The 23,181-nt window shown below is 66.5% G+C and carries 22 protein-coding genes; 13 read left to right on the top strand and 9 right to left on the bottom strand.

Annotated elements, in window-relative coordinates; genetic code table 11:
* Positions 1–51 precede the first annotated feature (51 nt).
* The 3 genes from obgE to VK682_RS15685 are packed head-to-tail and all read left to right on the top strand — an operon-like array spanning position 52 to position 3,500.
* Positions 52–1,083, top strand: a complete 1,032-nt coding sequence (gene obgE / locus VK682_RS15695) for a GTPase ObgE (protein ID WP_089847850.1) — start codon at positions 52–54, stop codon at positions 1,081–1,083.
* Entirely contained in the window at positions 1,071–2,177 is a 1,107-nt protein-coding gene (gene proB, locus VK682_RS15690; protein ID WP_324782203.1) for a glutamate 5-kinase, read from the top strand. The genes obgE and proB overlap by 13 nt, the downstream gene beginning before the upstream one ends.
* 57 nt (positions 2,178–2,234) lie before the next feature.
* Entirely contained in the window at positions 2,235–3,500 is a 1,266-nt protein-coding gene (locus tag VK682_RS15685) for a glutamate-5-semialdehyde dehydrogenase (RefSeq protein WP_230794538.1), read from the top strand.
* Between the two features lie 6 nt (positions 3,501–3,506).
* Here VK682_RS15685 and VK682_RS15680 read toward each other — a convergent pair whose 3' ends face one another.
* Entirely contained in the window at positions 3,507–4,112 is a 606-nt protein-coding gene (locus VK682_RS15680) for a histidine phosphotransferase family protein (protein ID WP_230794539.1), read from the bottom strand.
* 33 nt (positions 4,113–4,145) lie between these two features.
* Between VK682_RS15680 and VK682_RS15675 the strand changes: the two genes are divergently transcribed.
* The 3 genes from VK682_RS15675 (at position 4,146) to olsA (ending at position 6,046) form a co-directional block, all read left to right on the top strand.
* Entirely contained in the window at positions 4,146–4,328 is a 183-nt protein-coding gene (locus VK682_RS15675; RefSeq protein WP_089847844.1) for a DUF3553 domain-containing protein, read from the top strand.
* A gap of 123 nt (positions 4,329–4,451) precedes the next feature.
* On the top strand, positions 4,452–5,210 hold the full coding sequence (olsB, locus tag VK682_RS15670) for an L-ornithine N(alpha)-acyltransferase (protein ID WP_230794540.1): 759 nt from the start codon (positions 4,452–4,454) through the stop codon (positions 5,208–5,210).
* Positions 5,207–6,046, top strand: coding sequence for a lyso-ornithine lipid O-acyltransferase (gene olsA / locus VK682_RS15665; protein ID WP_230794541.1), 840 nt, complete (start codon positions 5,207–5,209; stop codon positions 6,044–6,046). Before olsB ends, olsA begins: the two co-directional genes overlap by 4 nt.
* Positions 6,047–6,082: 36 nt before the next feature.
* Here the strand turns inward: olsA and VK682_RS15660 are convergent, their stop codons facing one another.
* Positions 6,083–6,703, bottom strand: coding sequence for a thiamine phosphate synthase (locus tag VK682_RS15660; RefSeq protein WP_089851454.1), 621 nt, complete (start codon positions 6,701–6,703; stop codon positions 6,083–6,085).
* A gap of 205 nt (positions 6,704–6,908) precedes the next feature.
* Between VK682_RS15660 and VK682_RS15655 the strand changes: the two genes are divergently transcribed.
* Genes VK682_RS15655 through VK682_RS15645 form a run of 3 tightly spaced genes read left to right on the top strand, consistent with a single transcriptional unit; the run spans position 6,909 to position 10,321 of the window.
* Entirely contained in the window at positions 6,909–7,652 is a 744-nt protein-coding gene (locus VK682_RS15655; protein WP_089851451.1) for an RNA methyltransferase, read from the top strand.
* A gap of 54 nt (positions 7,653–7,706) precedes the next feature.
* On the top strand, positions 7,707–8,852 hold the full coding sequence (gene ctaA, locus VK682_RS15650; protein WP_230794543.1) for a heme A synthase: 1,146 nt from the start codon (positions 7,707–7,709) through the stop codon (positions 8,850–8,852).
* The gene (locus VK682_RS15645) at positions 8,849–10,321 is read left to right on the top strand and encodes a carboxypeptidase M32 (RefSeq protein ID WP_230794544.1); all 1,473 of its coding nucleotides are present in this window, start codon (positions 8,849–8,851) and stop codon (positions 10,319–10,321) included. The genes ctaA and VK682_RS15645 overlap by 4 nt, the downstream gene beginning before the upstream one ends.
* A 174-nt stretch (positions 10,322–10,495) precedes the next feature.
* On the opposite strand, the gene VK682_RS15640 is transcribed toward VK682_RS15645, so the two are convergent.
* From VK682_RS15640 to VK682_RS15630, 3 genes are all read right to left on the bottom strand, one after another.
* Positions 10,496–11,362 (bottom strand): LysR family transcriptional regulator, encoded by an 867-nt coding sequence (locus VK682_RS15640; RefSeq protein ID WP_269061874.1) that lies wholly within the window; start codon positions 11,360–11,362, stop codon positions 10,496–10,498.
* 321 nt (positions 11,363–11,683) lie between these two features.
* Positions 11,684–13,843, bottom strand: coding sequence for a phosphoribosylformylglycinamidine synthase subunit PurL (gene purL / locus VK682_RS15635; RefSeq protein ID WP_230794546.1), 2,160 nt, complete (start codon positions 13,841–13,843; stop codon positions 11,684–11,686).
* A gap of 299 nt (positions 13,844–14,142) precedes the next feature.
* Positions 14,143–15,048 (bottom strand): LysR family transcriptional regulator, encoded by a 906-nt coding sequence (locus VK682_RS15630; RefSeq protein ID WP_089851441.1) that lies wholly within the window; start codon positions 15,046–15,048, stop codon positions 14,143–14,145.
* Between the two features lie 165 nt (positions 15,049–15,213).
* Here VK682_RS15630 and VK682_RS15625 point away from each other — a divergent pair, with 165 nt between their 5' ends.
* From VK682_RS15625 to ccmE, 3 genes are all read left to right on the top strand, one after another.
* Positions 15,214–18,633 (top strand): indolepyruvate ferredoxin oxidoreductase family protein, encoded by a 3,420-nt coding sequence (locus VK682_RS15625; RefSeq protein WP_230794547.1) that lies wholly within the window; start codon positions 15,214–15,216, stop codon positions 18,631–18,633.
* Between the two features lie 110 nt (positions 18,634–18,743).
* Positions 18,744–19,556: a glutamate racemase gene (gene murI, locus VK682_RS15620; RefSeq protein WP_230794548.1), complete on the top strand. Its 813-nt coding sequence runs from the start codon at positions 18,744–18,746 to the stop codon at positions 19,554–19,556.
* A gap of 191 nt (positions 19,557–19,747) precedes the next feature.
* A complete protein-coding gene (ccmE, locus tag VK682_RS15615) occupies positions 19,748–20,206 on the top strand; it encodes a cytochrome c maturation protein CcmE (RefSeq protein ID WP_230794549.1) in 459 nt (152 codons plus the stop codon).
* A gap of 4 nt (positions 20,207–20,210) precedes the next feature.
* Here ccmE and VK682_RS15610 read toward each other — a convergent pair whose 3' ends face one another.
* The 4 genes from VK682_RS15610 to xth form a co-directional block, all read right to left on the bottom strand.
* Positions 20,211–20,597 carry a GNAT family N-acetyltransferase gene (locus tag VK682_RS15610; RefSeq protein ID WP_230794550.1) on the bottom strand — a complete coding sequence of 129 codons (387 nt, stop codon included), beginning with the start codon at positions 20,595–20,597 and terminating at the stop codon, positions 20,211–20,213.
* A gap of 110 nt (positions 20,598–20,707) precedes the next feature.
* The gene (grxD, locus tag VK682_RS15605) at positions 20,708–21,070 is read right to left on the bottom strand and encodes a Grx4 family monothiol glutaredoxin (protein ID WP_089851467.1); all 363 of its coding nucleotides are present in this window, start codon (positions 21,068–21,070) and stop codon (positions 20,708–20,710) included.
* Positions 21,071–21,212: 142 nt separating this feature from the next.
* Positions 21,213–21,455: a BolA/IbaG family iron-sulfur metabolism protein gene (locus VK682_RS15600; RefSeq protein ID WP_230794551.1), complete on the bottom strand. Its 243-nt coding sequence runs from the start codon at positions 21,453–21,455 to the stop codon at positions 21,213–21,215.
* A 76-nt stretch (positions 21,456–21,531) separates the two neighbouring features.
* On the bottom strand, positions 21,532–22,341 hold the full coding sequence (xth, locus tag VK682_RS15595; protein ID WP_230794552.1) for an exodeoxyribonuclease III: 810 nt from the start codon (positions 22,339–22,341) through the stop codon (positions 21,532–21,534).
* A gap of 311 nt (positions 22,342–22,652) precedes the next feature.
* Here xth and VK682_RS15590 point away from each other — a divergent pair, with 311 nt between their 5' ends.
* Positions 22,653–23,120 (top strand): hypothetical protein, encoded by a 468-nt coding sequence (locus VK682_RS15590; protein WP_324782202.1) that lies wholly within the window; start codon positions 22,653–22,655, stop codon positions 23,118–23,120.
* Positions 23,121–23,181 lie beyond the last annotated feature (61 nt).

The following is a 23,181-nucleotide window of genomic DNA, read 5'->3' as shown; positions in this document are numbered from 1 at the left end:
ACACCGCGCCGGATCATCTCCTGCGTCCCGCCCTGATCCGAAAGACGGCCCATGAAATTTCTCGATCTGTGCAAGGTCTACATCCGCTCCGGGGCGGGCGGAAACGGCTCCATCTCCTTCCGCCGCGAGAAGTTCATCGAATTCGGCGGCCCCGATGGCGGCGATGGCGGGCGCGGCGGCGATGTCTGGGCCGAAGCGGTGGACGGGCTGAACACGCTCATCGATTTCCGTTACCAGCAGCATTTCTTCGCCAATAACGGCCAGGGCGGTGGCGGACGCCAGCGCACCGGGGCCGATGGCGACGACATCGTGCTGCGCGTGCCGGTCGGCACCGAGATTCTGGACGAAGACGAAGAAACCGTGGTCGCCGACATGACCGAACTGGGCCAGCGCGTGCTGCTGGCGCGGGGCGGCAATGGCGGCTGGGGCAACCTGCACTTCAAGACCTCCAGCAATCAGGCGCCGCGTCGGGCCAATCCGGGCCAGCCTGCCATCGAACGCACGCTGTGGCTGCGGCTGAAGCTGATCGCCGATGTGGGCCTGCTGGGCCTGCCCAATGCGGGCAAATCGACCTTTCTTGCCGCCACCTCCAACGCGCGGCCCAAGATCGCGGATTATCCCTTTACCACGCTGCACCCGAATCTGGGCGTGGTCGGGGTCGATGGCCGCGAATTTGTCGTGGCCGACATTCCCGGCCTCATCGAGGGCGCGCATGAGGGCCGGGGGCTGGGCGACCTGTTTCTGGGCCATGTGGAACGCTGCGCGGTGCTGCTGCATCTGGTGGACGGCACCTCCGGCTCGCTGCTGGAAGACTGGCAGACCATCATCAACGAGATCGAAGCCTATGGCGGCGGGCTGGCCGACAAGCCGCGCGTCACCGTGCTCAACAAGATCGACACGATGGATGACGAGGAGCGCGCCTTCCTGCAGGACGAACTGGAGGCGAAGGTCGGCGGCCCGGTGCTGCTGATGTCGGGCGCCAGCGGCGAAAACACCACAGAGGTGCTGCGCGCCCTGCGCGCCCATATCGACGAAAACCGCCTGCGCGACGCGCCCGAGGATGACGAGACATGGCGACCCTAAGCGCGGCCCGCCGCCTTGTGGTAAAAATCGGCTCGGCGCTGCTGGTGGACAAGACCACCGGCGCGCTGCGCCGCGACTGGCTGGCGTCGATTGCCGCCGATGTGGCGCGGATCAAGGCGCGCGGCACCGATGTGGTGCTGGTGTCGTCGGGCTCCATCGCGCTGGGGCGCGGCGTGCTGCGCCTGCCGCCGGTGACCCTGCCGCTGGAGCAGAGTCAGGCCGCCGCCGCCGTGGGCCAGATCCGGCTGGCCCGCGCGTGGGAAGAGGTGCTGGCGCCGCATGGCATCACCACCGCGCAGGTGCTGGTCACGCTGGAAGATTCCGCCGACCGCCGCCGCTATCTCAATTCCCGGGCCACGATGGAAACCCTGCTGGGCTTCGGCGTGGTGCCGATCGTCAACGAGAATGACACCGTGGCCACGGATGAAATCCGCTATGGCGACAATGACCGGCTGGCGGCGCAGGTCGCGGTGACGGTGGGGGCGGACCAGCTGATCCTGCTGTCGGATGTGGACGGGCTCTACACCGCCAACCCCGCGCAGGATCCGACCGCCCGCCGCTTCGACGTGATCGACAGCATCACGCCAGAGATCGAGGCGATGGCGGGCGATGCCGGGTCGGGCCTGTCCAAGGGCGGGATGAAGACCAAGCTGATGGCCGCCAAGACCGCAACGCTGGCAGGCTGCGCCATGGCCATTACCGAAGGTTCGGCGCTGTTTCCGCTGACCGCGCTGGAAGACGGCGCCAATGCCACATGGTTCACCCCGCAGCTCGATCCGCAGGCGGCGCGCAAGCGCTGGATCGCCGCGATGAAACCCTGCGGCACGCTGACCGTGGATGCGGGGGCGGCGGCGGCGCTGGCACAGGGCCGGTCGCTGCTGCCGGTGGGCGTGACGCGCAGCGACGGCGCCTTTGGCCGGGGCGATCCGGTGGTGATCCGCGACGCGCAGGGCCGCACGCTGGGACAGGGGCTGAGCCGCTACACCGCAGAAGAGGCGCAGGCGATCCTTGGCCACCACTCTTCGGAGATCGAGGCGGTGCTGGGCTATCCCGGTCGCGCCGTGCTGATCCATCGCGACGACATGGCCCTGTAATCCGCGCGCCCGAGGGGGTATAGGGGGGATCCCGAAACCCTGACCATGGGCAAAGCGATGAAAGACCTGACAGACATTCCCGCCATCATGACCGATCTGGGCACCCGCGCCCGCGCGGCTGCGGCTGTTCTGGCCTTTGCCCCGCCAGAGGCGAAGGCCGCGGCGCTGGAGGCGGCGGCAGAGGCCGTCTGGACCCGCCGCGCCGAAATTCTGGACGCCAATGCCAAGGATCTGGAGTTTGGCCGCGACAAGGGTCTGAGCGACGCGATGATGGACCGCCTGCTGCTGACCGAGGACCGGCTGCGGGGCGTGGCCGAGGGCCTGCGCGCCATCGCCGCCCAGCCCGATCCGGTGGGCGAGGTGCTGGCCGAATGGGACCGGCCCAACGGGCTGCATATCCGCCGCGTGCGCACGCCGCTGGGGGTGGTGGGGGTGATCTACGAATCGCGCCCCAACGTCACCGCCGATGCGGGCGCGCTGTGCCTGAAATCCGGCAATGCGGTGATTCTGCGCGGCGGATCGGAAAGCCATCACAGCTCCACCGCGCTGCATGCCTGTCTGGTCGACGGGCTACGCGCCGCCGGTCTGCCCGAAGACGCGATCCAGCTGGTGCCGACGCGCGACCGCGCGGCGGTGTCCGAACTGCTGAGCATGACCGACTACGTCGACGTGATCGTGCCGCGCGGCGGCAAGGGGCTGGTGGGGCTGGTGCAGCGCGAGGCGCGGGTGCCGGTCTTTGCCCATCTCGAAGGCATCGTGCATGTCTATATCGACAAGGACGCCGATCCGGTCACCGCGCTCAAGGTGGTCAAGAACGCCAAGACCCGGCGCACCGGCATCTGCGGCGCCGCCGAATGCCTGCTGATCCATGCCGAGGTGGTGGACACCATCGGACAGGGCGTGATTCGCGCGCTGCTGGAAGCCGGGGTGGAGGTGCGGGCCGATGCGGCGCTGCAGGCCATCCCGGGCACCGTGCCCGCCACGCCCGAGGACTGGGGCCGCGAATATCTGGACAGCATCATCGCGGCGCGGGTGGTGGCGGACGAGGACGAGGCCATCGCCCATATCCGCCGCTACGGCTCGCAGCATACCGACTGCATCCTGTCGCAGGACGAGGCGGCGATCGACCGCTTTGTCGAGCGGGTGGACAGCGCCATCGTGATGATCAACTCCTCCACCCAGTTCGCCGATGGCGGCGAATTCGGCATGGGGGCGGAGATCGGCATCGCCACCGGCAAGATGCATGCGCGCGGCCCGGTGGGCGCCGAACAGCTGACCAGCTTCAAATATGTGGTGCGCTCTGACGGGGCGACCCGCGCCTGACCGGGTTCAGCGGATCAGCAGGGTGACCGCGCCCGGCTGGTCCGCCACCTCCAGCTGTCGTCCCGCCACGGCGGCAAGCATGGACAGGCAGGCGAACTGCACCCGCGCGGGGGTGATGACCTGCGCCAGCGCGGTGGTCGACAGCTGCGCCCAGACATCCGGCTCAAGCTGCAGGCGCGGACCTGCGGCGCTCAGCCGCCATGTCGTGCCGTCGGTGCTGACGGTGATGGTGCCGCCCTGCGGCAGCGCGCTTTCGCAGCAGAGCCAGCCCAGAAGCACCAGCTGCACGGTCGGGCGCGGCGTGTCGGCGGTGGGCTGCCAGTCCGGCATGATGCGCCCGCCCCGGCAGTATTCCGCCAGAAGCTTGGTGATCTCGCGCCGCCCGATCATCTGTTCCCCCTTGGCGCTGCCGAAGGCGATGCGGAAAAAGGCGATCCGCGCCGCCGCAGAGGCGCAGCTGTCCTCGATCAGGGTCATTTCCTCGGATCCGCCGCCCGCGCCGGACAGCGCCACCAGTTCCAGCCCGTTGCGGATGGCACCAATCGGGCTGACCAGATCATGGCACAGGCGCGACCCTACCAGAGTGGCCAGCTTGGCACTATCATCGAACATCTCCGCTTTCCTCTTACAGATCGGGACGCCGCTATGGACGAACTCAACGCATTTCTTGAACCCGGCATGCTGGTCCAGCATCCGGACCAGCCGGAGTGGGGGGTGGGGCAGGTGCAATCCAATATCTCAGGCCGTATCACCGTCAACTTCCGCGAACAGGGCAAGGTGGTGCTGGATGGCCGCCGTGTCGCGCTGGTGCCGATTTTTGAAGCCTAGCCTGCGGCGCAATGCTTTACGAATGATTAATCCCGGCCCCGCACCCGACATCTGCCGGACCGAAAGCGGTTTTCCTTTGCGCCGTGCCGGATTAGAACCGCGTCGAGCGTGAAGGGGAGCGCGATGGCTCTGGACGACCGGGAACTGACTGTGCGGCTGGCCCGCGACGCGGAGGACATCGCCGCAGCGCAGCGCCTGCGCTACGAGGTCTTTGTCGAGGAACTGGGCGGCGGCGGCACGCTGGTCGATCACGAAAACCGGCTGGAATGCGACCGCTTCGATCCGTTCTTCGATCACCTGATCCTGACCGATGGCCGCCGCGACAATGCCGTGGTGGGGGTCTACCGGCTGCTGCGCGACGATCAGGCCGCCGAGGCCGGGCAGTTCTATTCCGAGGATGAATACGATCTGGCGCCGCTGCGCGCCACCGGGCGGCGCCTGCTGGAACTGGGCCGGTCCTGCCTGCATCCCGATTACCGCGGCGGCTCCGGCGTGATGCGGCTGTGGCAGGGGCTGGCGGGCTATGTCGCCGAGCACAAGATCGAGATCCTGTTCGGCACCGCGTCGTTTCACGGCACCGATGTGCAGGCGCTGGCGCATCCGCTGTCGCTGCTGCGCGCCCGCCATCTGGCGCCCGAGGATCTGCGTGTGCGCTCGCGCGCCTATCAGCCGATGGATCTGCTGCCCGAGGCCGAGATCGACCGCCGCCGCGCCATGCTGGAGACGCCCGCGCTGATCAAGGGCTATCTGCGGCTGGGGGGCGTGGTGGGTGATGGCGCCTTTGTCGACCATGCCTTCAACACCACCGATGTCTGTCTGCTGATGGATACTGCGCGGCTGAATTCACAGGTCGCGGGGCTGTATACACGGGGCCGGGGATGAGCAGTCCGACATGGTTCGGACCGGATCCCGCGCCGGATCCCGTACCCCTGCGGGCGGCGGGCTGGATCCGGGCGGGGCTGCGCGGCACGCTGCTGCTGCTGGTGCTGCTGGCGGGGATTCTGGTGAAGCTGCCGCTGCGCGGGCTGGAATGGCTGATCTGGCGGCGCCGCAGGCCCTTTTCGCCAAGGGTGTCGCAGGCGATCTGCCGCATGGGGCTGAGGGCGCTGGGGATCAGGCTGCAGATGCGCGGACGCCCGCTGCGCGGGCCGGGGGCGATGGTGGCCAATCACGGCTCGTGGCTGGACATCCTTGCGCTGAACGCAAGATGCAGCGTGTGTTTTGTCGCCAAATCCGAGGTGCGCGACTGGCCCGGCATCGGCGCGCTGGCGCGGCTGGCGGGCACGCTGTTCATCGCGCGCGACCGTCGGGCGGCCCCGGATCAGGCGCGGATCTTTGGCGAAAGGCTGGCGCTGGGGCATCGGCTGCTGTTCTTTCCCGAAGGCACCTCCAGCGACGGGCTGCGGGTGCTGCCGTTCAAGACCTCGCTTTTTGCCGCCTTTCTGGCCGAGGGCGTGCCCGCCGACATGCGCCTGCAGGCGATCACCGTGACATGGCACGCGCCGCGCGGCGCCGATCCGCGTTTTTATGCATGGTGGGGCGACATGGCGCTGGGGCCGCATCTGCTGCAGGTGCTGTCGGCGCGGCGTCAGGGCCGGGTGGAGGTCACCTATCACCGCCCGGTGCTGGCCAGCGCCTTTTCCGACCGCAAGGCGCTGGCGGCGTTTCTGGAGGCGCAGGTGCGCGACGGCCATGCGCCGCTGCGCGGCCGCAGGTAGGGGATCAGCGCCGCGAGACGGCAGCGCGGATCGCGGTCAGCGCAGGGGGGCGGTCAGCAGGGCGAGGGCGGCCACCGGATCCTCGGCGGACCAGATCTCTTCGCCGATGCCGAAGAAATCGGTGACCGGGGCCAGCTGGGTGACAAGCTCGGGCGTCAGCCCGCCTTCGGCCACCACCGGCAGTTCGATCACCTGCGACCACCATTCGAACACGTCGAACTCCACCTTGCTGCCATCGCCAAGTGCGACGGAGCCGACGGGGCCAAGCGCCACGTAATCCGCGCCCGCCTCGCCCGCGACCATGCCGTCATGGCGCGAGGTGCCGCAGAAGGCGCCGACGATGGCATCCGGGCCCAGTTCCTTGCGCGCGACCCGCACCGAGCGCGAGCCGTCGGTCAGGTGCACGCCGTCAAGCCCGAGCCGTTGCGCCAGCACCACATGGGTGTCGATCACCAGCGCCACGTCAAAGCGATGCGCCACCTCGCGCACCGCATCGGCGGCACGCAGCAGGCGGTCTTCGTCGCGGGTGGCCAGCGACAGGCGCAGGCAGGCGAAGTCGGTGCTGTCCAGCACCCGCGCCAGCTGCTCGGGATAGCTGCCAAGATCGAAATCGGGCGGGGTGATGAGATAGAGCTGAGGCTGGTCTGTGTCGGCCATGGCGCGGCTCCTGATCAAGATGTCCGGCCCCTATATCCCGGGGCATGGGGACAAGCCAAGGGGGGCCACAGCATTTCCTGCCCGGCGGGGCGCCGGCGGCGAGGCCGGAGCCTCCGGCGGGGATATTTGGAGCCAATGGAAGCCCTGATCCTTGCTCCTGCCCGCAGGCGGGACTATCCGGGGCGCGACAATCAAGGGAGACGGCATGGCAGGCGATGTCAGGCAACCGGCCTTTGTGCTGGTGCGGCCCCAGATGGGCGAGAATATCGGCGCTGCGGCGCGGGCGATGTGGAATTTCGGGCTGGATCACATGCGGCTGGTCAGCCCGCGCGACGGCTGGCCCAATCCGCAGGCGGTGGCCATGGCTTCTGGCGCGGGGCGGCTGCTGGACGAGGCCTGGCTGGTGGAGAGCGCCGCCGAGGCGGTGGCCGACTGCGATCTGGTGCTGGCCACCACGGCGCGGGTGCGCGGGCTGACCAAGCCGGTCTATTCGCCCGAACGCGCCATGACCGAGGCGCAGGCGCGCATCGCGGCGGGGGGCCGGGTGGCGGTGCTGTTCGGGCCGGAACGCGCGGGGCTGGAGAATACCGATGTGGCGCTGGCCAATGCGCTGATCTCGGTACCGGTGAACCCGGAATTCCCCTCGCTCAATCTGGCGCAATGCGTGCTGCTTTGTGCCTATGAATGGCGTAGGGCCAGCGCCGAGGTGGACGGGCTGCGGATGGAGATGGCCGGGGCCGACTGGGCCAGCGCCATCGAGGTCGAGAAGCTGGCCGAGCATTACGAGGGGCGTCTGGAGGAGGCGGGGTTCTTTTTCCCCGAGCACAAGGCGGCCAGCATGAAGCTGACGCTGCGCAACCTGTGGAGCCGGATGCCCCTGACCAGCGAGGACGTGAAGACGCTGCACGGGGTGCTGCGGCAGATGGTCCGCTGGAAGGAACGCGGTTGAAGGGGGCGGGGGCGCGGCCTATCGTCCTGACCGCGAACAGGTAAGGAGACGGGCATGGCCCAGAAGCGCAAGCTTTTCGAAGAGGTTGGCGAGGGCGCCGCGCGGGCGGAGCCGTCGGGCGGCATGATCGACCGGGGCCGGGGCGGCGCGCGCGGCGCGATCCGGCTGTGGCTGATGCTGATCTTTGCGCTGGTCATGGCCATGATCGTGGTGGGCGGGCTGACCCGGCTGACCGATAGCGGCCTGTCCATCACCGAATGGAAGCCGCTGCATGGGGCCATCCCGCCGCTGAGCGTGGCGGAATGGGAGGAAGAGTTCGCGCTTTACCGCCAGATCCCGCAATACGAGCTGCTGAACAAGGGCATGACCCTGCAGGAGTTCAAGAGCATCTACTGGTGGGAATGGGGCCATCGCCAGCTGGGCCGGGTGATCGGGCTGGTCTGGGCCCTGGGCTTTGTCGGCTTTCTGGTGGCGCGGCAGATCCCCACAGGCTGGACCAAGCGGCTGCTGCTGCTGGGGGGTCTGGGCGGGGTGCAGGGCGCCGTGGGCTGGTGGATGGTGGCCTCCGGCCTGACGGGCGACATGATCGCCGTGGCCTCTTACCGGCTGGCGACGCATCTGGGGCTGGCCTTTGTCATCCTTGGCTTTGTCGCGTGGTATGTGTTTCTGCTGGGGCGCGAGGAGCGGGCCTTGATGCAGGCGCGGCGGCTGCGCGAGCCGAAGCTCTTTTCCATGTCCACCGGCCTTTTGCATTTCGCCTTCCTGCAGATCCTGCTGGGCGCGCTGGTGGCGGGGATCGATGCCGGGCGCAGCTATACCGACTGGCCGCTGATGGCGGGCGGGTTCTTTCCGCCAGAACCCTTTGCGCTGCAGCCGGTCTGGCGCAATTTCTTCGAGGATCCGGGTCTGGTGCAGTTCCTGCACCGCATGGCGGGCTATCTGCTGTTCGTCTTCGGCATCGTGGTCTGGCTGCGCGGGCGCCGGTCGCCCAATGCTGACACCCGCTTCCGCTTCAACGCCGTGATGGCGGTGATGGTGCTGCAGGTGGTGCTGGGCATTGCCACCGTGCTCTACGTAGCGCCGTGGCATATCGCCATCACCCATCAGCTGGGCGCTGTGGTGCTGTGGGTGCTGATCCTGCGCGCGCGCTTTGGCGCCCAATATCCTGTTCCGCAATCCATCCGGGGATCCCGCACATGACCGCCTTTGATGACCTGATGCGCTTTGAGCGTGACACCGGCGCGCTGGCGCAGATCGCGGGCCGTCTGGGCTGGGATCAGGAAACCATGATGCCGGGCGGCGCCGGGGAGCAGCGGTCCGAGGAGATGGCGGCGCTGGAGGGGGTGCTGCATGCGCGGCGCACCGATCCGCGCGTCGGCGACTGGCTGGCCGCCATCGACCCCGCCACGCTGGACGAGGAGGGGCGCGCGCAGATCCGCCACATCCGCCGCAGCTTCGAGCGGGCCTCGCGGGTGCCGGGCGCGCTTGCCGCCGATCTGGCGCGGCTGACCAGCCGGGCGCATCGCATCTGGGCCGAGGCGCGGGCGGATGACAATTTTGCCGCTTTCGCCCCGGTGCTGGCCGAGGTGGTGGCGCTGAAGCGCGCGGAGGGGCAGGCGCTGGCGCAGGGCGGCACCGCCTATGACGCGCTGCTCGACGATTACGAGCCGGGCACCACGGCGGCGGATCTGGCCCAGATGTTCGGCGCGCTGCGTCCGCGTCTGGTGGCGCTGCGGCAGGCGATCCTTGACCGGCCCGCGCCGCGCCCGCTGGAGGGCACCTTCGATGAGGCGGCGCAGCTGCGGCTGTCGCAGCTGCTGGCCGAAACCTTCGGCTATGACATGACGCGCGGGCGCATCGACAAGGCGGTGCATCCGTTCAGCTCCGGCTCGGGCGATGACGTGCGCATCACCACGCGCACCAGCCCGCTTGATCCGTTCAACTGCGCCTATTCCACCATCCATGAGGTGGGCCATGCCGCCTATGAACAGGCGATCCGGCCCGGCTACCGCTTCACGCCGCTGGGACAGGGCGTGTCCATGGGCGTGCATGAAAGCCAGAGCCGGATCTATGAAAACCAGCTTGGCCGCAGCCGTGCCTTCTGTGGCTGGCTGCATGGCCGCATGACCGAAGGCTTCGGCGATCTGGGGCTGGATGCGGAGGCGTTTTATGCTGCCGTCAACCGGGTGCAGAACAACTACATCCGCACCGAATCCGACGAGGTGCAGTATAACCTGCATGTGCTGCTGCGCTTCGATCTGGAACAGGCGCTGATCGCGGGCGATCTGGATGTCGTCGATCTGGAAGAGGCATGGAACGCCCGCTTTGCCGCCGATTTCGGCTTTGCCGTCGACCGGCCCTCGAACGGGGTGCTGCAGGACGTGCACTGGTCGGCGGGGCTCTTCGGCTATTTCCCGACCTACACGCTGGGCAATGTCTATGCAGGCTGTCTGCTGCAGGCGCTGCGGCAGGCGGTGCCGGATCTGGAGGCGCAGCTGGCGCAGGGCGATCTGCGCGCCGCCACCGGCTGGCTGCGCGAGGCGGTGCAGCAGCATGGCGGGCTTTATACCCCGCGCGAGGTCATCACCCGCGCCTGCGGAACGGCCCCGACCGAAGCGCCGCTGCTGGACTATCTGGAAGAAAAGTTCGGGCGGCTTTACGGTCTGTGACCGTCCGCGCTCCGTGCGACAAGGCGGCCTCTGCGGGGGCCGTCTTTTGCCACATAGACGGGCAGGGTTTCAGGCGCCAAGCGCCTGCCGCTGCCTTGGCCCCGCGACAGCTGCGAGGCCATTCAAGGAAATCATCAGGAAAATAACCTAACCACCGCGCGGCTGCAGGCCCTGTCAGGCGTGCACGCGCCCGATCTTTGGCATGACATCCATGCCAAATTCCTCGAAACAGTGAATCACCCAGTCCACGGCGCGGCGCATGCCCGGATCGCTGCGGCGGCTTTCATGGTAGAACAGCCAGCATTCCACCACAAAGGGATTGGCCTCGGGCTGCACGGGCACCAGATCGGGATCGCGCCGGGCCAGAAGATCGGGCAGCGGGCCGGGCAGGCGGGTCACCTGCATCAGACCGTGCAGGGCGACAAAATTGTCGACCTTCAGCTTGGGTTCGCAGTCAAACCACGTGCGGGCCTGCGCCATGAAGGGGCTGGAATTGGGGGCGTCGTTGAGCCCAGCCCAATCGCCGGACGTGTCACCGTCACAGAACCGATAAAGCCGGAAGCTCATCTGCCCGGCGCGGCGCGCGACGATCCGGCCCTGTTCGGGGCGCCCGAACTGCACCACCAGATCGTTTTCGCCCAGACCTTCGCGGCCCAGCCGGTCGCTGATGGTCAGCTTGATGCCGCGCAGCATGTTGGCGTGATGGGTGAGGCCCGGAAACAGGATCAGCGCTATCACCACCGGCACGCAGCCGAGGTTCAGCGAAACCTGCTCCGCCTCCATCTCGTCGCTCTGGCGGTTGAGGGTGGATTGCAGCTGTCCGTCGAAATTCTGCGCCACATGGATCAGATCGCGTACCGCATCAGAGGGGCGCCAGCCCTCTGAGGTCTTGATGAAAGCCGGCCGACCCAGTGCCTCGGACAGCCGATCGATGCGGCGTGAAACCGTGGCGGTATTCGTGCCAAGCAGCTTTGCTGCGGCCGTCATGGTCCCCGTCTTTGATAGCGCGACGAGGAAACGCAGATCGTCCCAGTTATTCATATCTTCCGTTTCGTGAAATAGGAAAAAGTCACAAACCCCGCAGCCTCAGGAACATGGTTACCCGTTAAAGTTGTAGAACGGAAACAGCCGTACTCAATGGCTGAGCACGTCAGGAACGCAAAAATTCCGCCTCTCCGTGTCAGGCCGAACCAGAGCGTCCCGTAAAGCTGTTCGTGTCAGAAGGATATGACACTTCACGACGAAAATCCGCAGTCTCACATGACAGGTCTATGACCGATCCGTGAAACTGCGGGTCAATTGCCTCAGATTCAAGCGAAGGGCAATGTCCGGAATAGTGTCATCGCCCGCATTAGGCGAATCTTAGCCGAATATTTCACCAAAGCGGCCGCGATACAGCGCGGACAATTCGGCAAGGCTTGCCTCGGTCTGGCCCATGCGGATCGTGTCGCCGCTGAATTTTCCGACGCTGGACAGCGTCACCCCGGCCTGCGAGGCGGCGGACATCAGCGCTTCGGCGGCGTCGAAGTTGCAGGCGATCAGATAGCGGCCCTGATCCTCGCCAAAGAGTTCGGCGGTATCGCCGCTGTCCAGCTGCACGCCCACGCCCGAAGCCTCGGCCATCTCGAACGCGGCCAGCGCCAGCCCGCCATCGCTGAGATCGGTGCAGCATTTGATCCAGTCGCGGTTGGCGCGGATGAAGCTGCCATTGCGCTTTTCCTCGGCCAGATCGACCGCGGGCGCGTCGCCTTCTTCGCGGTTGAACACCTCCGCCAGCAGCGCGGACTGGCCCAGATGGCTGCCGCTGCGTCCCAGCAGCAGCGCCACATGGCCGTCGCGGGCAAAGCCAAGGATCGGCTCTTCGCCTGCGGCAATCAGGCCCACGGCGCCGATGGTGGGGGTGGGCAGGATGCCCACGCCGTCGGTTTCGTTGTAAAGCGACACGTTGCCCGACACGATGGGCATATCAAGCGCAAGGCAGGCCTCGCCGATGCCCTGCAGCGCGCCCACAAGCTGGCCCATGATCTCGGGCTTTTCGGGATTGCCGAAATTCAGGTTGTCGGTGGTGGCCAAGGGCAGGGCGCCCACGGCGCTGAGGTTGCGATAGGCCTCGGCCACCGCCTGCTTGCCGCCTTCGACCGGGTTGGCCTTGACGTAGCGCGGCGTCACGTCCGAGGTGAAGGCCAGCTTCTTGTCGGTGCCATGCACCCGGATCACGCCCGCGCCAAAGCCGGGGATGCGCACGGTATCGGCCATGACCTGACTGTCATACTGCTGCCAGACCCATTCGCGGGAGCAGTAGTTGGGCGAGGCGACCAGCGCCCGCAGCCCGTCCACGGCATCAATGCCCGGCACATCGTCCAGCGGCGCGGCGGGGGGGGTCGGCTGCCACGGGCGGTCATATTCCGGGGCATTGCCCGACAGCGCCTTCAGCGGCAGATCTGCCTTGCACTCGCCATTGAGCATGATGAGGAAGCGGTCTTCGGGGATCGTCTCGCCGATGATGGCGAAATCCAGATCCCATTTGTCGAACACCGCCTTGGCCTCGGCCTCCTTGGCGGGGTCGAGCACCATCAGCATGCGTTCCTGCGATTCCGACAGCATCATCTCGTAGGCGGTCATGTGGCGTTCGCGGACAGGCACCTTTTCCAGATCCAGCCGCACGCCCAGATTGCCCTTGTCGCCCATCTCCACGGCGGAACAGGTCAGGCCCGCAGCCCCCATGTCCTGAATGGAGATCACGGCGCCGGTCATCATCAGCTCCAGACAGGCTTCCATCAGGCGCTTTTCGGTGAAGGGATCGCCCACCTGCACGGTGGGGCGCTTTTCCTCGATGCTCTCGTCGAATTCGGCGCTGGCCATGGTGGCGCCGCCCACGCCGTCACGCCCGGTCTTGGCGCCCAGATAGACCACCGGACGCCCGACACCCGACGCGGCGGAGTAGAAAATCTTGTCGGCATCGGCGAGCCCCGCCGCAAAGGCGTTGACCAGACAGTTGCCGTTATAGGCGGAATGGAACCGCACCTCGCCGCCCACGGTGGGCACGCCAAAGGCATTGCCATAGCCGCCCACGCCTTCGACGACGCCATGAACCAGACGCCGGGTCTTGGGGTGGTCCTTGTCGCCGAAGCTCAGCGCGTTCATCGCGGCGATGGGGCGCGCGCCCATGGTGAACACGTCGCGCAGAATGCCGCCCACCCCGGTGGCCGCGCCCTGATAGGGCTCGATATACGAGGGGTGGTTGTGGCTTTCCATCTTGAAGACCACGGCCTGCCCGTCACCGATATCGACCACACCGGCATTTTCGCCGGGGCCGCAGATCACCTGCGGACCGCTGGTCGGCAGGTTGCGCAGATGGATTTTCGACGACTTGTAAGAGCAGTGTTCGTTCCACATCGCCGAAAAGATGCCAAGCTCGGTAAAGGTCGGCTCTCGGTTCAGGATCTGCAGGATACGCGCGTATTCGTCGGGCTTGATGCCATGTGCGGCGATAAGCTCTTCGGTGATGGCCGGTTCCTGCATGCTGAATCCCCTTTGTCGGCGTTGCGGCCCGCTTTACGGCAATGCAGCCGCGGGGGGAAGTCCCGACCGCCCGCCACGGCGCAGCACCCGGGCGACGGCCAAAAAAAAGGCCGAGCACAAGGCTCGGCCGAAGTCCAACAGGGAGGTATGAAGATGATGCGCCAGAGGGCGCTTCAGCCTTCATCTGCCTAATATGTCGTCGGTTGTGAGTCGATCAACCCGCAACTCACTGACAGTTTGGCATTGCCGCTATGCAGTTAATGCATGGCCCGCTTTGTTTGCAGGCAAACGGAAAACTGTCAGCCCGCGCCCATGGCCTTCAGCTGGCGGCGATGGGCAAAGATCTCTTCCTGCACGAAGTCGCGGAAAGCGCTGACCCGCTTGGAATGGCGCAGCTCCTCCGGATAGGCGAGGAAGACCGGCACCTCGTTGGATTCCACCTCTGGCAGGACGCGGACCACGTTCGGGAAATCCTCGATGATGTAATCGGGCAGCACCCCGATGCCGAGATTGGAAATCACCGCCTGCAGCACGCCGAAATAGTTGTTCACCGTCAGCGAGGTCTGGATGTCATAGGCCAGCAGATCCTGGATCATCGTCTTGCCCGCCGTCACCTGCGCAGAGCTGGTGTTCTGGCAGATCAGCCGGTGGTGCGACAGATCCTCCAGCGACTCCGGCACGCCGCGCGCCTCCAGATAGGCGGGGGAGGCATACATGCGCATCCGGATCGACATCAGCCGCTTGCGGATCAGATCGGCCTGACTGGGCTCTTTCATGCGGATCGCCACATCGGCCTCGCGCATGGGCAGATCCAGCACCCGCTCCTCCAGCATCAGGTCGATGCGCAGATCGGGGTATTTTTCGTAGAGCTTGGTCAGACGCGGCGCCAGCCACAGCACGCCGAAGCCATGGGTGGTGGTGACCTTCAGTTCGCCGAACACCTCCTCCTCGCTGTCGCGGATGCGGGCGGTGGCGGAATCGATGCGTTTGGCCATCGCAGCGGTGGCATCAAACAGCAGTTCCCCCTGTTCGGTGAGAATCAGCCCGCGCGCATGGCGGTGGAAAAGCGTCGTGTTCAACGACTCCTCCAGCGCGCGAATCTGACGTGACACCGCCGATTGCGACAGGTGCAGCGCGTCGCCCGCGTGCGTCAGGCTGCCGGCATCGGCAACCGCGTGAAATATTCTTAGCTTGTCCCAGTCCATTCCGACAACTTTTCCGCTTTTGGCACCCCATACAGAAGAGATGGGCACAAGGAAACGCTCTGCGACCCTACCACGGAAATGTCACCAGAAATTTCCTATGATGGTCAGCATTTTTGACCTATTATGGCGGAATACTGCACGAGCAATGAGCGAAGGGAGGCGCGCATGGCCAAAGAGCAGATCAGTCTGCAGGACCGTTTCGATCTGGAAAGATCGCCGGTGCTGCTCAACGGCACGCAGGCGCTGGTGCGTCTGATGCTGATGCAGAAGGCGCGCGACCGCGCCGCCGGGCTCAACACCGCAGGCTATGTCACCGGCTATCGCGGCTCGCCGCTTGGCGCGGTGGACCTGCAGATGGCCCGCGCGGGCAAGCTGCTGGCGCAGGGCGACATCACCTTTCAGGAAGGGCTGAACGAGGATCTGGCGGCCACGGCGCTCTGGGGCAGCCAGCAGGCGGAACTGCGCGGCGAAGGGCGTTTCGATGGCGTCTTTGGCCTGTGGTATGGCAAAGGGCCGGGGGTGGACCGGTCGGGCGACGTGATGCGCCATGCCAACATGGCCGGAACCTCGCGCCATGGCGGCGTGCTGATGGCGATGGGTGACGATCATACCGGCGAAAGCTCCACCGTGCTGCACCAGTCGGAATGGGCGCTGGTGGATGCCTATATGCCGGTGGTGTCGCCCGCAGGCGTGCAGGAGGTGCTGGATTACGGCATCTATGGCTGGGCGCTGTCGCGCTTTGCCGGGGTCTGGGTCGGGCTCAAGACCATGAAGGACACGGTGGAGGCGACGGCGGTGGTGGATGGCCGCCCCGACCGCATGTCGCTGGTCCTGCCGGAGTTCGACATGCCCGAAGGCGGGCTGAACATCCGGCTGGTGGACACGCCCCACGCGCAGGAAGCGCGGATGATCGACCACAAGCGGTTCGCCGCCGAGGCATTTTCCCATGCCAACCGCATGGACCGGCGGGTCTGGGGCAAGCCCGGCGCGCGCATCGGGCTGGTGGCGGCGGGCAAGAACTGGCTCGATCTGGTCCATGCCCTGTCCCTGCTGGGCATCACCGAGGCCGAGGCCGACCGGCTGGGCCTCACCACCTACAAGGTGGGCCAGACATGGCCGATGGACATGAAGGGCTTTCACGACTGGGCCGAAGGGCTGGATCTGATCGTGATCGTCGAGGAAAAGCGCAAGCTGATCGAGGTGCAGGTCAAGGAGGCGATCTTTGACGACCGGCGCGGGCGGCGGGTCTATGGCTGGTACAAAGGCGGCGCGGGCGGCATGCACCGCGAGGAGCTGTTTCTGACGCGCGGCGCGCTGGATCCGGTCTGGATCGCGGGCAAGCTGGGCGAGATCCTCATCGAGGAAGGCCGGGGCACGGACCGGGTGAGGGCGGGCCTGCAAGCGCTTGAAGAGGCGCGAAAATCCGACAATGCGCAGGATTTGGCGGCGCGGCTGCCCTATTTCTGCTCGGGCTGTCCGCACAACACCTCCACCCGGCTGCCCGAAGGCGCGCGCGCCTATGCCGGGATCGGCTGTCACTACATGGTGCAGTGGATGGACCGCGACACGGTCGGGTTCACGCATATGGGCGGCGAAGGGGCGAACTGGATCGGCGAGGCGCCGTTTTCGACGCGCACCCATGTGTTCCAGAACCTTGGCGACGGCACCTACAACCATTCCGGGGTGCAGGCGATCCGGGCGGCGCTCTCGGCGGGCACCACCATCACCTACAAAATCCTGTTCAACGACGCCGTGGCCATGACCGGCGGCCAGAAGAACGAAGGCGGGCTGACCGCAGGCCGCATCGCGCAGGAACTGCGTGCGATGGGGGTGCAGCATCTGGCGGTGGTGCATGACGAGAAAGAGGCGCCGGTTCTCAAGGACTTCCCGCAGGGTATTGAGGTTCACGAACGGTCCGATCTTGACGCCGTGCAGCGGCGTTTTGCGCAGATCGCGGGCGTGTCGGTCATTCTGTATGTCCAGACCTGTGCCGCCGAAAAGCGCCGCCGCCGCAAGCGCGGCCAGTTCCCCGACCCCGATACCCGCGTCTTCATCAACACCGATGTCTGCGAGGGCTGCGGCGATTGCGGGGTGCAGTCCAACTGCGTGTCGCTGGTGCCGGTGGAGACGGAACTGGGCCGCAAGCGCGCCATCGACCAGTCGAGCTGCAACAAGGATTATTCCTGTCTGCGCGGCTTCTGCCCCAGCTTCGTGACGCTGAACGGCGCGCGGCGGCGCAAGGGCGGTGGCCGGGCGCTGGATCTGCCCGATCTGCCCGATCCGGTGCTGCCGGAGATCCACGGCACGCATAACGTGGTCATCACCGGCGTCGGCGGCACTGGCGTGGTGACGCTTGGCGCGGTGCTGGCGCAGGCGGCGCAGATCGCGGGGCTGGGGGCGGGCATGATGGAAATGGCCGGGCTCGCGCAGAAAGGCGGCGCGGTGCATATCCACCTGCGGCTGGCCAAGCGCCCCGAGGACATCTCTGCCGTTCGCGTGGCCCTTGGTGAGGCGCATGCGCTGATCGGCGGCGATCTGGTGGTCAGCGCCGGGGCCAAGACGCTGGGCCTGACCCGGCGCGGCGTCACCGGGGCCGTGGTGAACAGCCACGAGATCATCACCGGCGATTTCACCCGCAACACCGAATTTGCCATTCCGTCTGACCAGTTGCGCCTGTCTCTTGAAGCGCGGCTCAAGGATCGGCTGGCGCTGTTCGATGCGACGGATCTGGCGCAGGCCAGCATGGGGGATTCGATCTATTCCAATATGATGATCCTTGGCGCGGCATGGCAGCGCGGGCTGCTGCCCTTGCCGATGGACGCCATCGCCGAGGCGCTGCGGCTGAACGGCGCCGCGGTCGATCAGAACCTGCACGCCTTTGCCATCGGTCGCTGGGCCGTGATGGCGCCTGCAGAGGCGGCAGCGCTTAGCGCGCCCAAGGTGGTAACGCTGCCGCGCACGCTGGAGGAGCGGATCAGCTTTCGCGCCGATCATCTGGTGGCCTATCAGGGCGCCGCACTGGCGCGGCGCTATCGCACCCGGCTGGAAGGGATCACGGATGCCCGCCTGCGGGAAGCGGTGGCGCTGGGATATCACAAGCTGCTGGCGCCCAAGGATGAATACGAGGTGGCGCGGCTGCATCTCGACACAAGGCGCAAGGCCGAGGCCACATTCGAGCCCGGGTTCGACATGGCCTTTCATCTGGCGCCGCCGCTGCTGGCGCGGCAGGGATCGGACGGGCGTCCGGTCAAGCGGCGCTTTGGCGGCTGGATGCTGCGCGGTTTTGCCCTGCTGGCGCGGCTGCGGGTTCTGCGCGGCACGCCGTTCGATCCCTTCGGTTACAGCGCTGACCGGCGGCTGGAGCGCGCGCTCAGGACACAATACGAGGCCGATCTGGACGAGGTGCTGCCCCGGCTGACACCCGCCACCCGCGATGCCATCGTGGCGCTGGCGGAACTGCCGCTTCAGATCCGGGGCTTTGGCCCGGTGAAGGAGGCCAATGCGGAAAAGGCGGCGCTGCGGCGCGAGGAGCTGCTGGCGGTGATCCGGGCCGGCGGGGCGCCGCTGTCGCAGGCGGCGGAATGACACCGCGCCCGCAACCGGCGATGGAAATTGGATCCGAAGCGCCGTAAGACCGGGCTTCGGATCCCCGCACGCGAGTCGGCGGGGGCGGAAAATTGCGGGCGGAGGGGCAGATGGCGGTTGGCGTGTTCGATTCCGGGCTGGGCGGTCTTACGGTGCTGGAGGCGGTGACCAAGCGCCTGCCCGAGATGCCGTTTGTCTATTTCGCCGACAGCAAACATGCGCCTTATGGCGTGCGGGATGCCGATGACATCTACAACCTGACCTGTGCCGCCACCGAACGGCTGTGGGATGCGGGCTGCGATCTGGTGATCCTTGCCTGCAACACCGCCTCGGCGGCGGCGCTGCGGCGGATGCAGGAAAGCTGGATCCCGCGCGACAAGCGGGTTCTGGGCGTGTTCGTGCCGCTGATCGAGGCGCTGACCGAACGGCAATGGGGCGACAATTCCCCGCCGCGCGAAGTGGCGGTGCAGCATGTGGCGCTGTTTGCCACCCCGGCCACGGTGCGCAGCCGGGCCTTCCAGCGCGAACTCGCGTTCCGCGCCATCGGCGTGGATGTGGAGGCACAGGCCTGCGGCGGGCTCGTCGATGCCATCGAGGAGGGCGACATGATCCTTGCCGAGGCGCTGGTGCGCAGCCATGTCGACGCGCTGAAGCGCAAGATGCCGCAGCCACAGGCGGCGATTCTGGGCTGCACCCATTATCCGCTGCTGCTGGAGGTGTTTCAGGACGCGCTGGGGCCGGAGGTCACGGTCTATTCGCAGGCCAATCTGGTGGCCGCCTCGCTGGAGGATTACCTGCGCCGCCATCCCGGCATGTCCGGCTCCGGCCAGCAGAGCCGGTTTCTGACCACCGGCGATCCGCGCCGCGTCTCCGGCCATGCCACGCAGTTCCTGCGCCGCTCCATCAGCTTCGAAGCGGCCTGAGCCGGGATCCCCGGCGCCTCTGGCGCCGGCGGGGGGCGCTGCCCCCCGACCCCCGGGATATTTGGGGCCGAAGGAAGGGGCGGGCCTGGCCTGAGGGGGTTGCGGCGCACTGACGCGATCTGGCCGGTCCCGCTTTCAACATCTGCAGAATCTGCCATATAATGCAGGACTGACATTCGGGGAGGCATGGCATGGCGCTTAGATCGCTGAAGAAACAGCGCAGGATTCAGGTGGTGGCTCTGGCGGCGGTGGCGCTGGTCGTGTCCACGGCGCTGATCGGCTATGCCATGCGCGACGGCATCAATTTCTTCCGCTCGCCCTCTCAGGTGATGGAGGCGCCGCCCGCGCCCACCGAGACCTTCCGCATCGGCGGTCTGGTCGAGGAGGGCTCGCTGGTGCGCGGACAGGGTCAGGAGATCCGCTTCAGCGTCACCGATGGCGGCGCGTCGGTTCCGGTGGTCTTTGGCGGGGTGCTGCCCGATCTCTTTGGCGAGAACGAGGGGATGGTCGGCACCGGGCGGTATGTGGAGGGGGTGTTTCAGGCCTCTGAGATCCTTGCCAAACATGACGAGACCTACATGCCCAAGGAAGTCATCGACGCGCTGAAGGAACAGGGCGTCTATCGCGAGGACGGCACGCCGGAAAGCTGAGGCCTCAGGGCGCGCGCTGGTAAAAGCAGAGCCGGCCTTCGGCGATGGCAGGCAGCGGCGCATAGGGGCCGCAGGCGGTGAAGCCCAGCCGATCATAGAGTCTGCGCGCGGCGGTCAGCGTGGTGAAGGTGTCGAGCCGCAGCAGCGGCGCGCCCGTCGCGCGGGCATGTTCCGCCAGCCGGTCGACCATCGCGGCGGCGATGCCATGGCCGCGGGCTTCGGGGCGGGTATAGAGACGCTTCAGTTCCAGACTGCCATCGGGCAGGGTCTGCGCCATGCCGCAGCCCGCGGGCCAGCCATCAAGCCGCGCCAGCAGCACAAGGGCATGCCCCTGCGGCAGCGCGTCGCGCAGGGCAGTCCAGACAGGCAGGGGATAAAGGGCTGCGACCACGGGCGGCGCCGCAGGGTCATGCGCCAGAAGCTCGGCGCGGTAGTCATCGCACAGGGTGCGGACGGCGGCCAGATCCGCAGGACTGGCCGCCGCGTCAAGCCTCAGCCCGGTCAGGCGTTGGCTTCGCGGATCTTTTCCGCCGCGTCCTTGTCATAGGACACGCCATTCTGTTCGAAAAGCTGGTCCAGTTCGCCCGACAGGGTCATCTCGGTGATGATGTCGCAGCCGCCGACAAACTCGCCCTTGACGTAAAGCTGCGGGATGGTGGGCCAGTCGGAATAGTCCTTGATGCCCTGACGCAGCGCGTCATCGGCAAGCACGTTCACATCCAGATAGTCGATGCCCATGTAATTCAGCACCCCGGCCACGCGGCTGGAGAAGCCGCATTGCGGCATGGTCTTGGTGCCCTTCATGAACAGCACCACGGCATTGGCCTTGACCGTCTCGGCGATGCGGTCCTTGGCGTCGGTGATCTTTGCGTCGGTCATTTCTTTCTCCTCTCAGCGCGCGGGGACAGGGCGCGCCGGATCCGCCAGCAGCGGGATCCATGTCTTGCGAAGCCTGCCGGATCATCGCACCACGCCGCCGTGGCTGCAAGCTCCGGCAAAGCGGCGGTTACTCAGGCGCCTTGGTGGTCAGCGCCAGCGCGTGCAGGTCGCCATGGCTGCCCGCCATCTTGTCCTTCAGCGCGGCATAGACGGCGCGCTGCTGCTGGACGCGGTTCTGGCCGCGGAAGCTTTCGTCGATCACCTCGGCCGCGTAATGATTTCCGTCTCCGGCCAGATCCGTGATGGTGACCTTTGCCTGAGGAAAGGCGGTGCGGATCAGCTTTTCGATCTCCGCAGCTTCGATGGCCATGTGGCGAACTCCGCATTCTGTCGTGATGGTCCAGATGTAAGGCCCCGGTCCGGCGGACGCAAGCGGGGGCCGGGGATCAGAGCGCGAGCTCTGCCCAGACCGGCACGTGATCGGAGGGCTTGTCGCGGCCCCGGATGTCGCGGTCGATGCCCACATCGGTCATCAGGTCGGCGCAGGCCGGGGTCATCAGCAGATGGTCGATGCGGATGCCGTTGTTGCGGTCCCACGCGCCCGCCTGATAATCCCAGAAGCTGTAATGCCCCGGCCCCGTCACGCGGGCGCGGAACGCCTCGGTGAAGCCAAGATTGAGGATGCGGCGGAAGGCGTCGCGGCTTTGCGGCAGGAACAGCGCGTCCTTTTCCCAAGCGGCGGGGCGGGCAGCATCCTCGGCCTGCGGGATGATGTTGTAATCGCCCGCCATCAGCGCGGGCATCTCTGCGGCCATCAGCGCCTGCGCGCGGGCCTGCAGCCGGTCCATCCAGTCAAGCTTGTAGCCGTATTTGCCGGAGCGGAGCGGCGCGCCTTCGGCATCAAACTCCACCGGGTTGCCATTGGGCAGATAGAGCCCGCAGATCCGCAGCGCGTGATGGTCGCCCACCACCGTCGCCTCGATCCAGCGCGCCTGTTCGTCGCTGTCGTCGCCGGGCAGGCCGCGGGTCACATCCTCCAGCGGCAGCTTCGACAGGATGGCGACGCCGTTGAATCCCTTCTGGCCGTGGGTTTCGACATTGTAGCCGCGATCCTCCAGCAGCTCGCGCGGGAAGGCCTCGTCGACCGACTTGATCTCCTGCAGCAGCGCCACATCGGGCTGCGCCTCGTCCAGCCAGTCGGTCAGGGCGGTGATCCGCGCCTTGATGCCGTTGATGTTGAATGTCGCAATCTTCATGCCAAACCCCCGCGCCGGTCTGCAGACGCTATCGCCCGGACGAGGCGCCAAGGCAAGAGCGGCCAGCCAAAGCGGGTGTGATTCGCATGATTTTGCGGCAAGTTCAAGACCTTCACAAAGATACCCACAGAAATTTTGGCTCTGTGGAGAAACCTAAAGTGGCAATTTTATGACAATTCTATTTTGACCAATTGATGTGGACAAAGCTTTCATTAATCAACCGTTAATAGAAATGTTGTTGGCAAAATCCCGCTTTGAGAGAAAGGCTGAACTGGCCAATCCGGCTTTTACTCAACCAAATGGGGTTCCCGATGACCGCTCAACTCAAGCACGCTTTTTCTGAAGATTTCATTGCTGCGTCCGAAGTCGATCTGTTTGGGGGCGAGGGCTGCGCGCTGTTTACCTCTGGCGCGGCACCGGCCCTGCACGGCGATCTGCTGCAGGGGGACGCGGTGGAAATGTTCACCTCTGGCGCGGCGCCGGTCCGCAGCGCGCTTTCCGCAGGCGATGTGGTGGGGATGTTCACCTCGGGCGCAGCCCCGATGCGCAGCGAGATGACCGACGGCGATGTGGTGGGGATGTTCACCTCGGGCGCAGCCCCGGTGCGCAGCGCAATGACCGGCGGCGATGCGGTGGAGATGTTCACTTCCGGCGCGGCACCGGTGCGCAGCGATCTGACCAAGGGCGACGCGGTGGGGATGTTCACCTCGGGTGCCGCGCCTCAGCGCGGGCAGATCGCCTCGGGGGCGGCCACCGGGCTTTTCACCTCCGGCGCCTGACCGCCTGACCGCGCGGGGGCCGCAGCGCCAGCGGCCTCCGCGCGCCTCGCCTTTTCCTTGG

This window comes from Salipiger marinus (assembly GCF_035481585.1).
GTDB classification, from domain to species: domain Bacteria; phylum Pseudomonadota; class Alphaproteobacteria; order Rhodobacterales; family Rhodobacteraceae; genus Salipiger; species Salipiger marinus.
This window is presented reverse-complemented; position numbering and strand designations above follow the sequence as displayed.

Excerpts from the sequence above, each read along its gene's own strand:
- olsA (WP_230794541.1), top strand. The coding sequence starts at position 5,207 with ATGAGCAGTCCGACATGGTTCGGACCGGATCCCGCGCCGGATCCCGTA.
- VK682_RS15600 (WP_230794551.1), bottom strand. The coding sequence starts at position 21,455 with ATGGCCATCGAAGCTGCGGAGATCGAAAAGCTGATCCGCACCGCCTTT.
- VK682_RS15590 (WP_324782202.1), top strand. The coding sequence starts at position 22,653 with ATGACCGCTCAACTCAAGCACGCTTTTTCTGAAGATTTCATTGCTGCG.
- ccmE (WP_230794549.1), top strand. The coding sequence starts at position 19,748 with ATGGCGCTTAGATCGCTGAAGAAACAGCGCAGGATTCAGGTGGTGGCT.
- VK682_RS15680 (WP_230794539.1), bottom strand. The coding sequence starts at position 4,112 with ATGTTCGATGATAGTGCCAAGCTGGCCACTCTGGTAGGGTCGCGCCTG.
- xth (WP_230794552.1), bottom strand. The coding sequence starts at position 22,341 with ATGAAGATTGCGACATTCAACATCAACGGCATCAAGGCGCGGATCACC.
- VK682_RS15675 (WP_089847844.1), top strand. The coding sequence starts at position 4,146 with ATGGACGAACTCAACGCATTTCTTGAACCCGGCATGCTGGTCCAGCAT.
- VK682_RS15685 (WP_230794538.1), top strand. The coding sequence starts at position 2,235 with ATGAAAGACCTGACAGACATTCCCGCCATCATGACCGATCTGGGCACC.
- ctaA (WP_230794543.1), top strand. The coding sequence starts at position 7,707 with ATGGCCCAGAAGCGCAAGCTTTTCGAAGAGGTTGGCGAGGGCGCCGCG.
- VK682_RS15640 (WP_269061874.1), bottom strand. The coding sequence starts at position 11,362 with ATGAATAACTGGGACGATCTGCGTTTCCTCGTCGCGCTATCAAAGACG.
- olsB (WP_230794540.1), top strand. The coding sequence starts at position 4,452 with ATGGCTCTGGACGACCGGGAACTGACTGTGCGGCTGGCCCGCGACGCG.
- VK682_RS15645 (WP_230794544.1), top strand. The coding sequence starts at position 8,849 with ATGACCGCCTTTGATGACCTGATGCGCTTTGAGCGTGACACCGGCGCG.
- VK682_RS15655 (WP_089851451.1), top strand. The coding sequence starts at position 6,909 with ATGGCAGGCGATGTCAGGCAACCGGCCTTTGTGCTGGTGCGGCCCCAG.
- murI (WP_230794548.1), top strand. The coding sequence starts at position 18,744 with ATGGCGGTTGGCGTGTTCGATTCCGGGCTGGGCGGTCTTACGGTGCTG.
- VK682_RS15660 (WP_089851454.1), bottom strand. The coding sequence starts at position 6,703 with ATGGCCGACACAGACCAGCCTCAGCTCTATCTCATCACCCCGCCCGAT.
- VK682_RS15630 (WP_089851441.1), bottom strand. The coding sequence starts at position 15,048 with ATGGACTGGGACAAGCTAAGAATATTTCACGCGGTTGCCGATGCCGGC.
- purL (WP_230794546.1), bottom strand. The coding sequence starts at position 13,843 with ATGCAGGAACCGGCCATCACCGAAGAGCTTATCGCCGCACATGGCATC.
- VK682_RS15625 (WP_230794547.1), top strand. The coding sequence starts at position 15,214 with ATGGCCAAAGAGCAGATCAGTCTGCAGGACCGTTTCGATCTGGAAAGA.
- obgE (WP_089847850.1), top strand. The coding sequence starts at position 52 with ATGAAATTTCTCGATCTGTGCAAGGTCTACATCCGCTCCGGGGCGGGC.
- proB (WP_324782203.1), top strand. The coding sequence starts at position 1,071 with ATGGCGACCCTAAGCGCGGCCCGCCGCCTTGTGGTAAAAATCGGCTCG.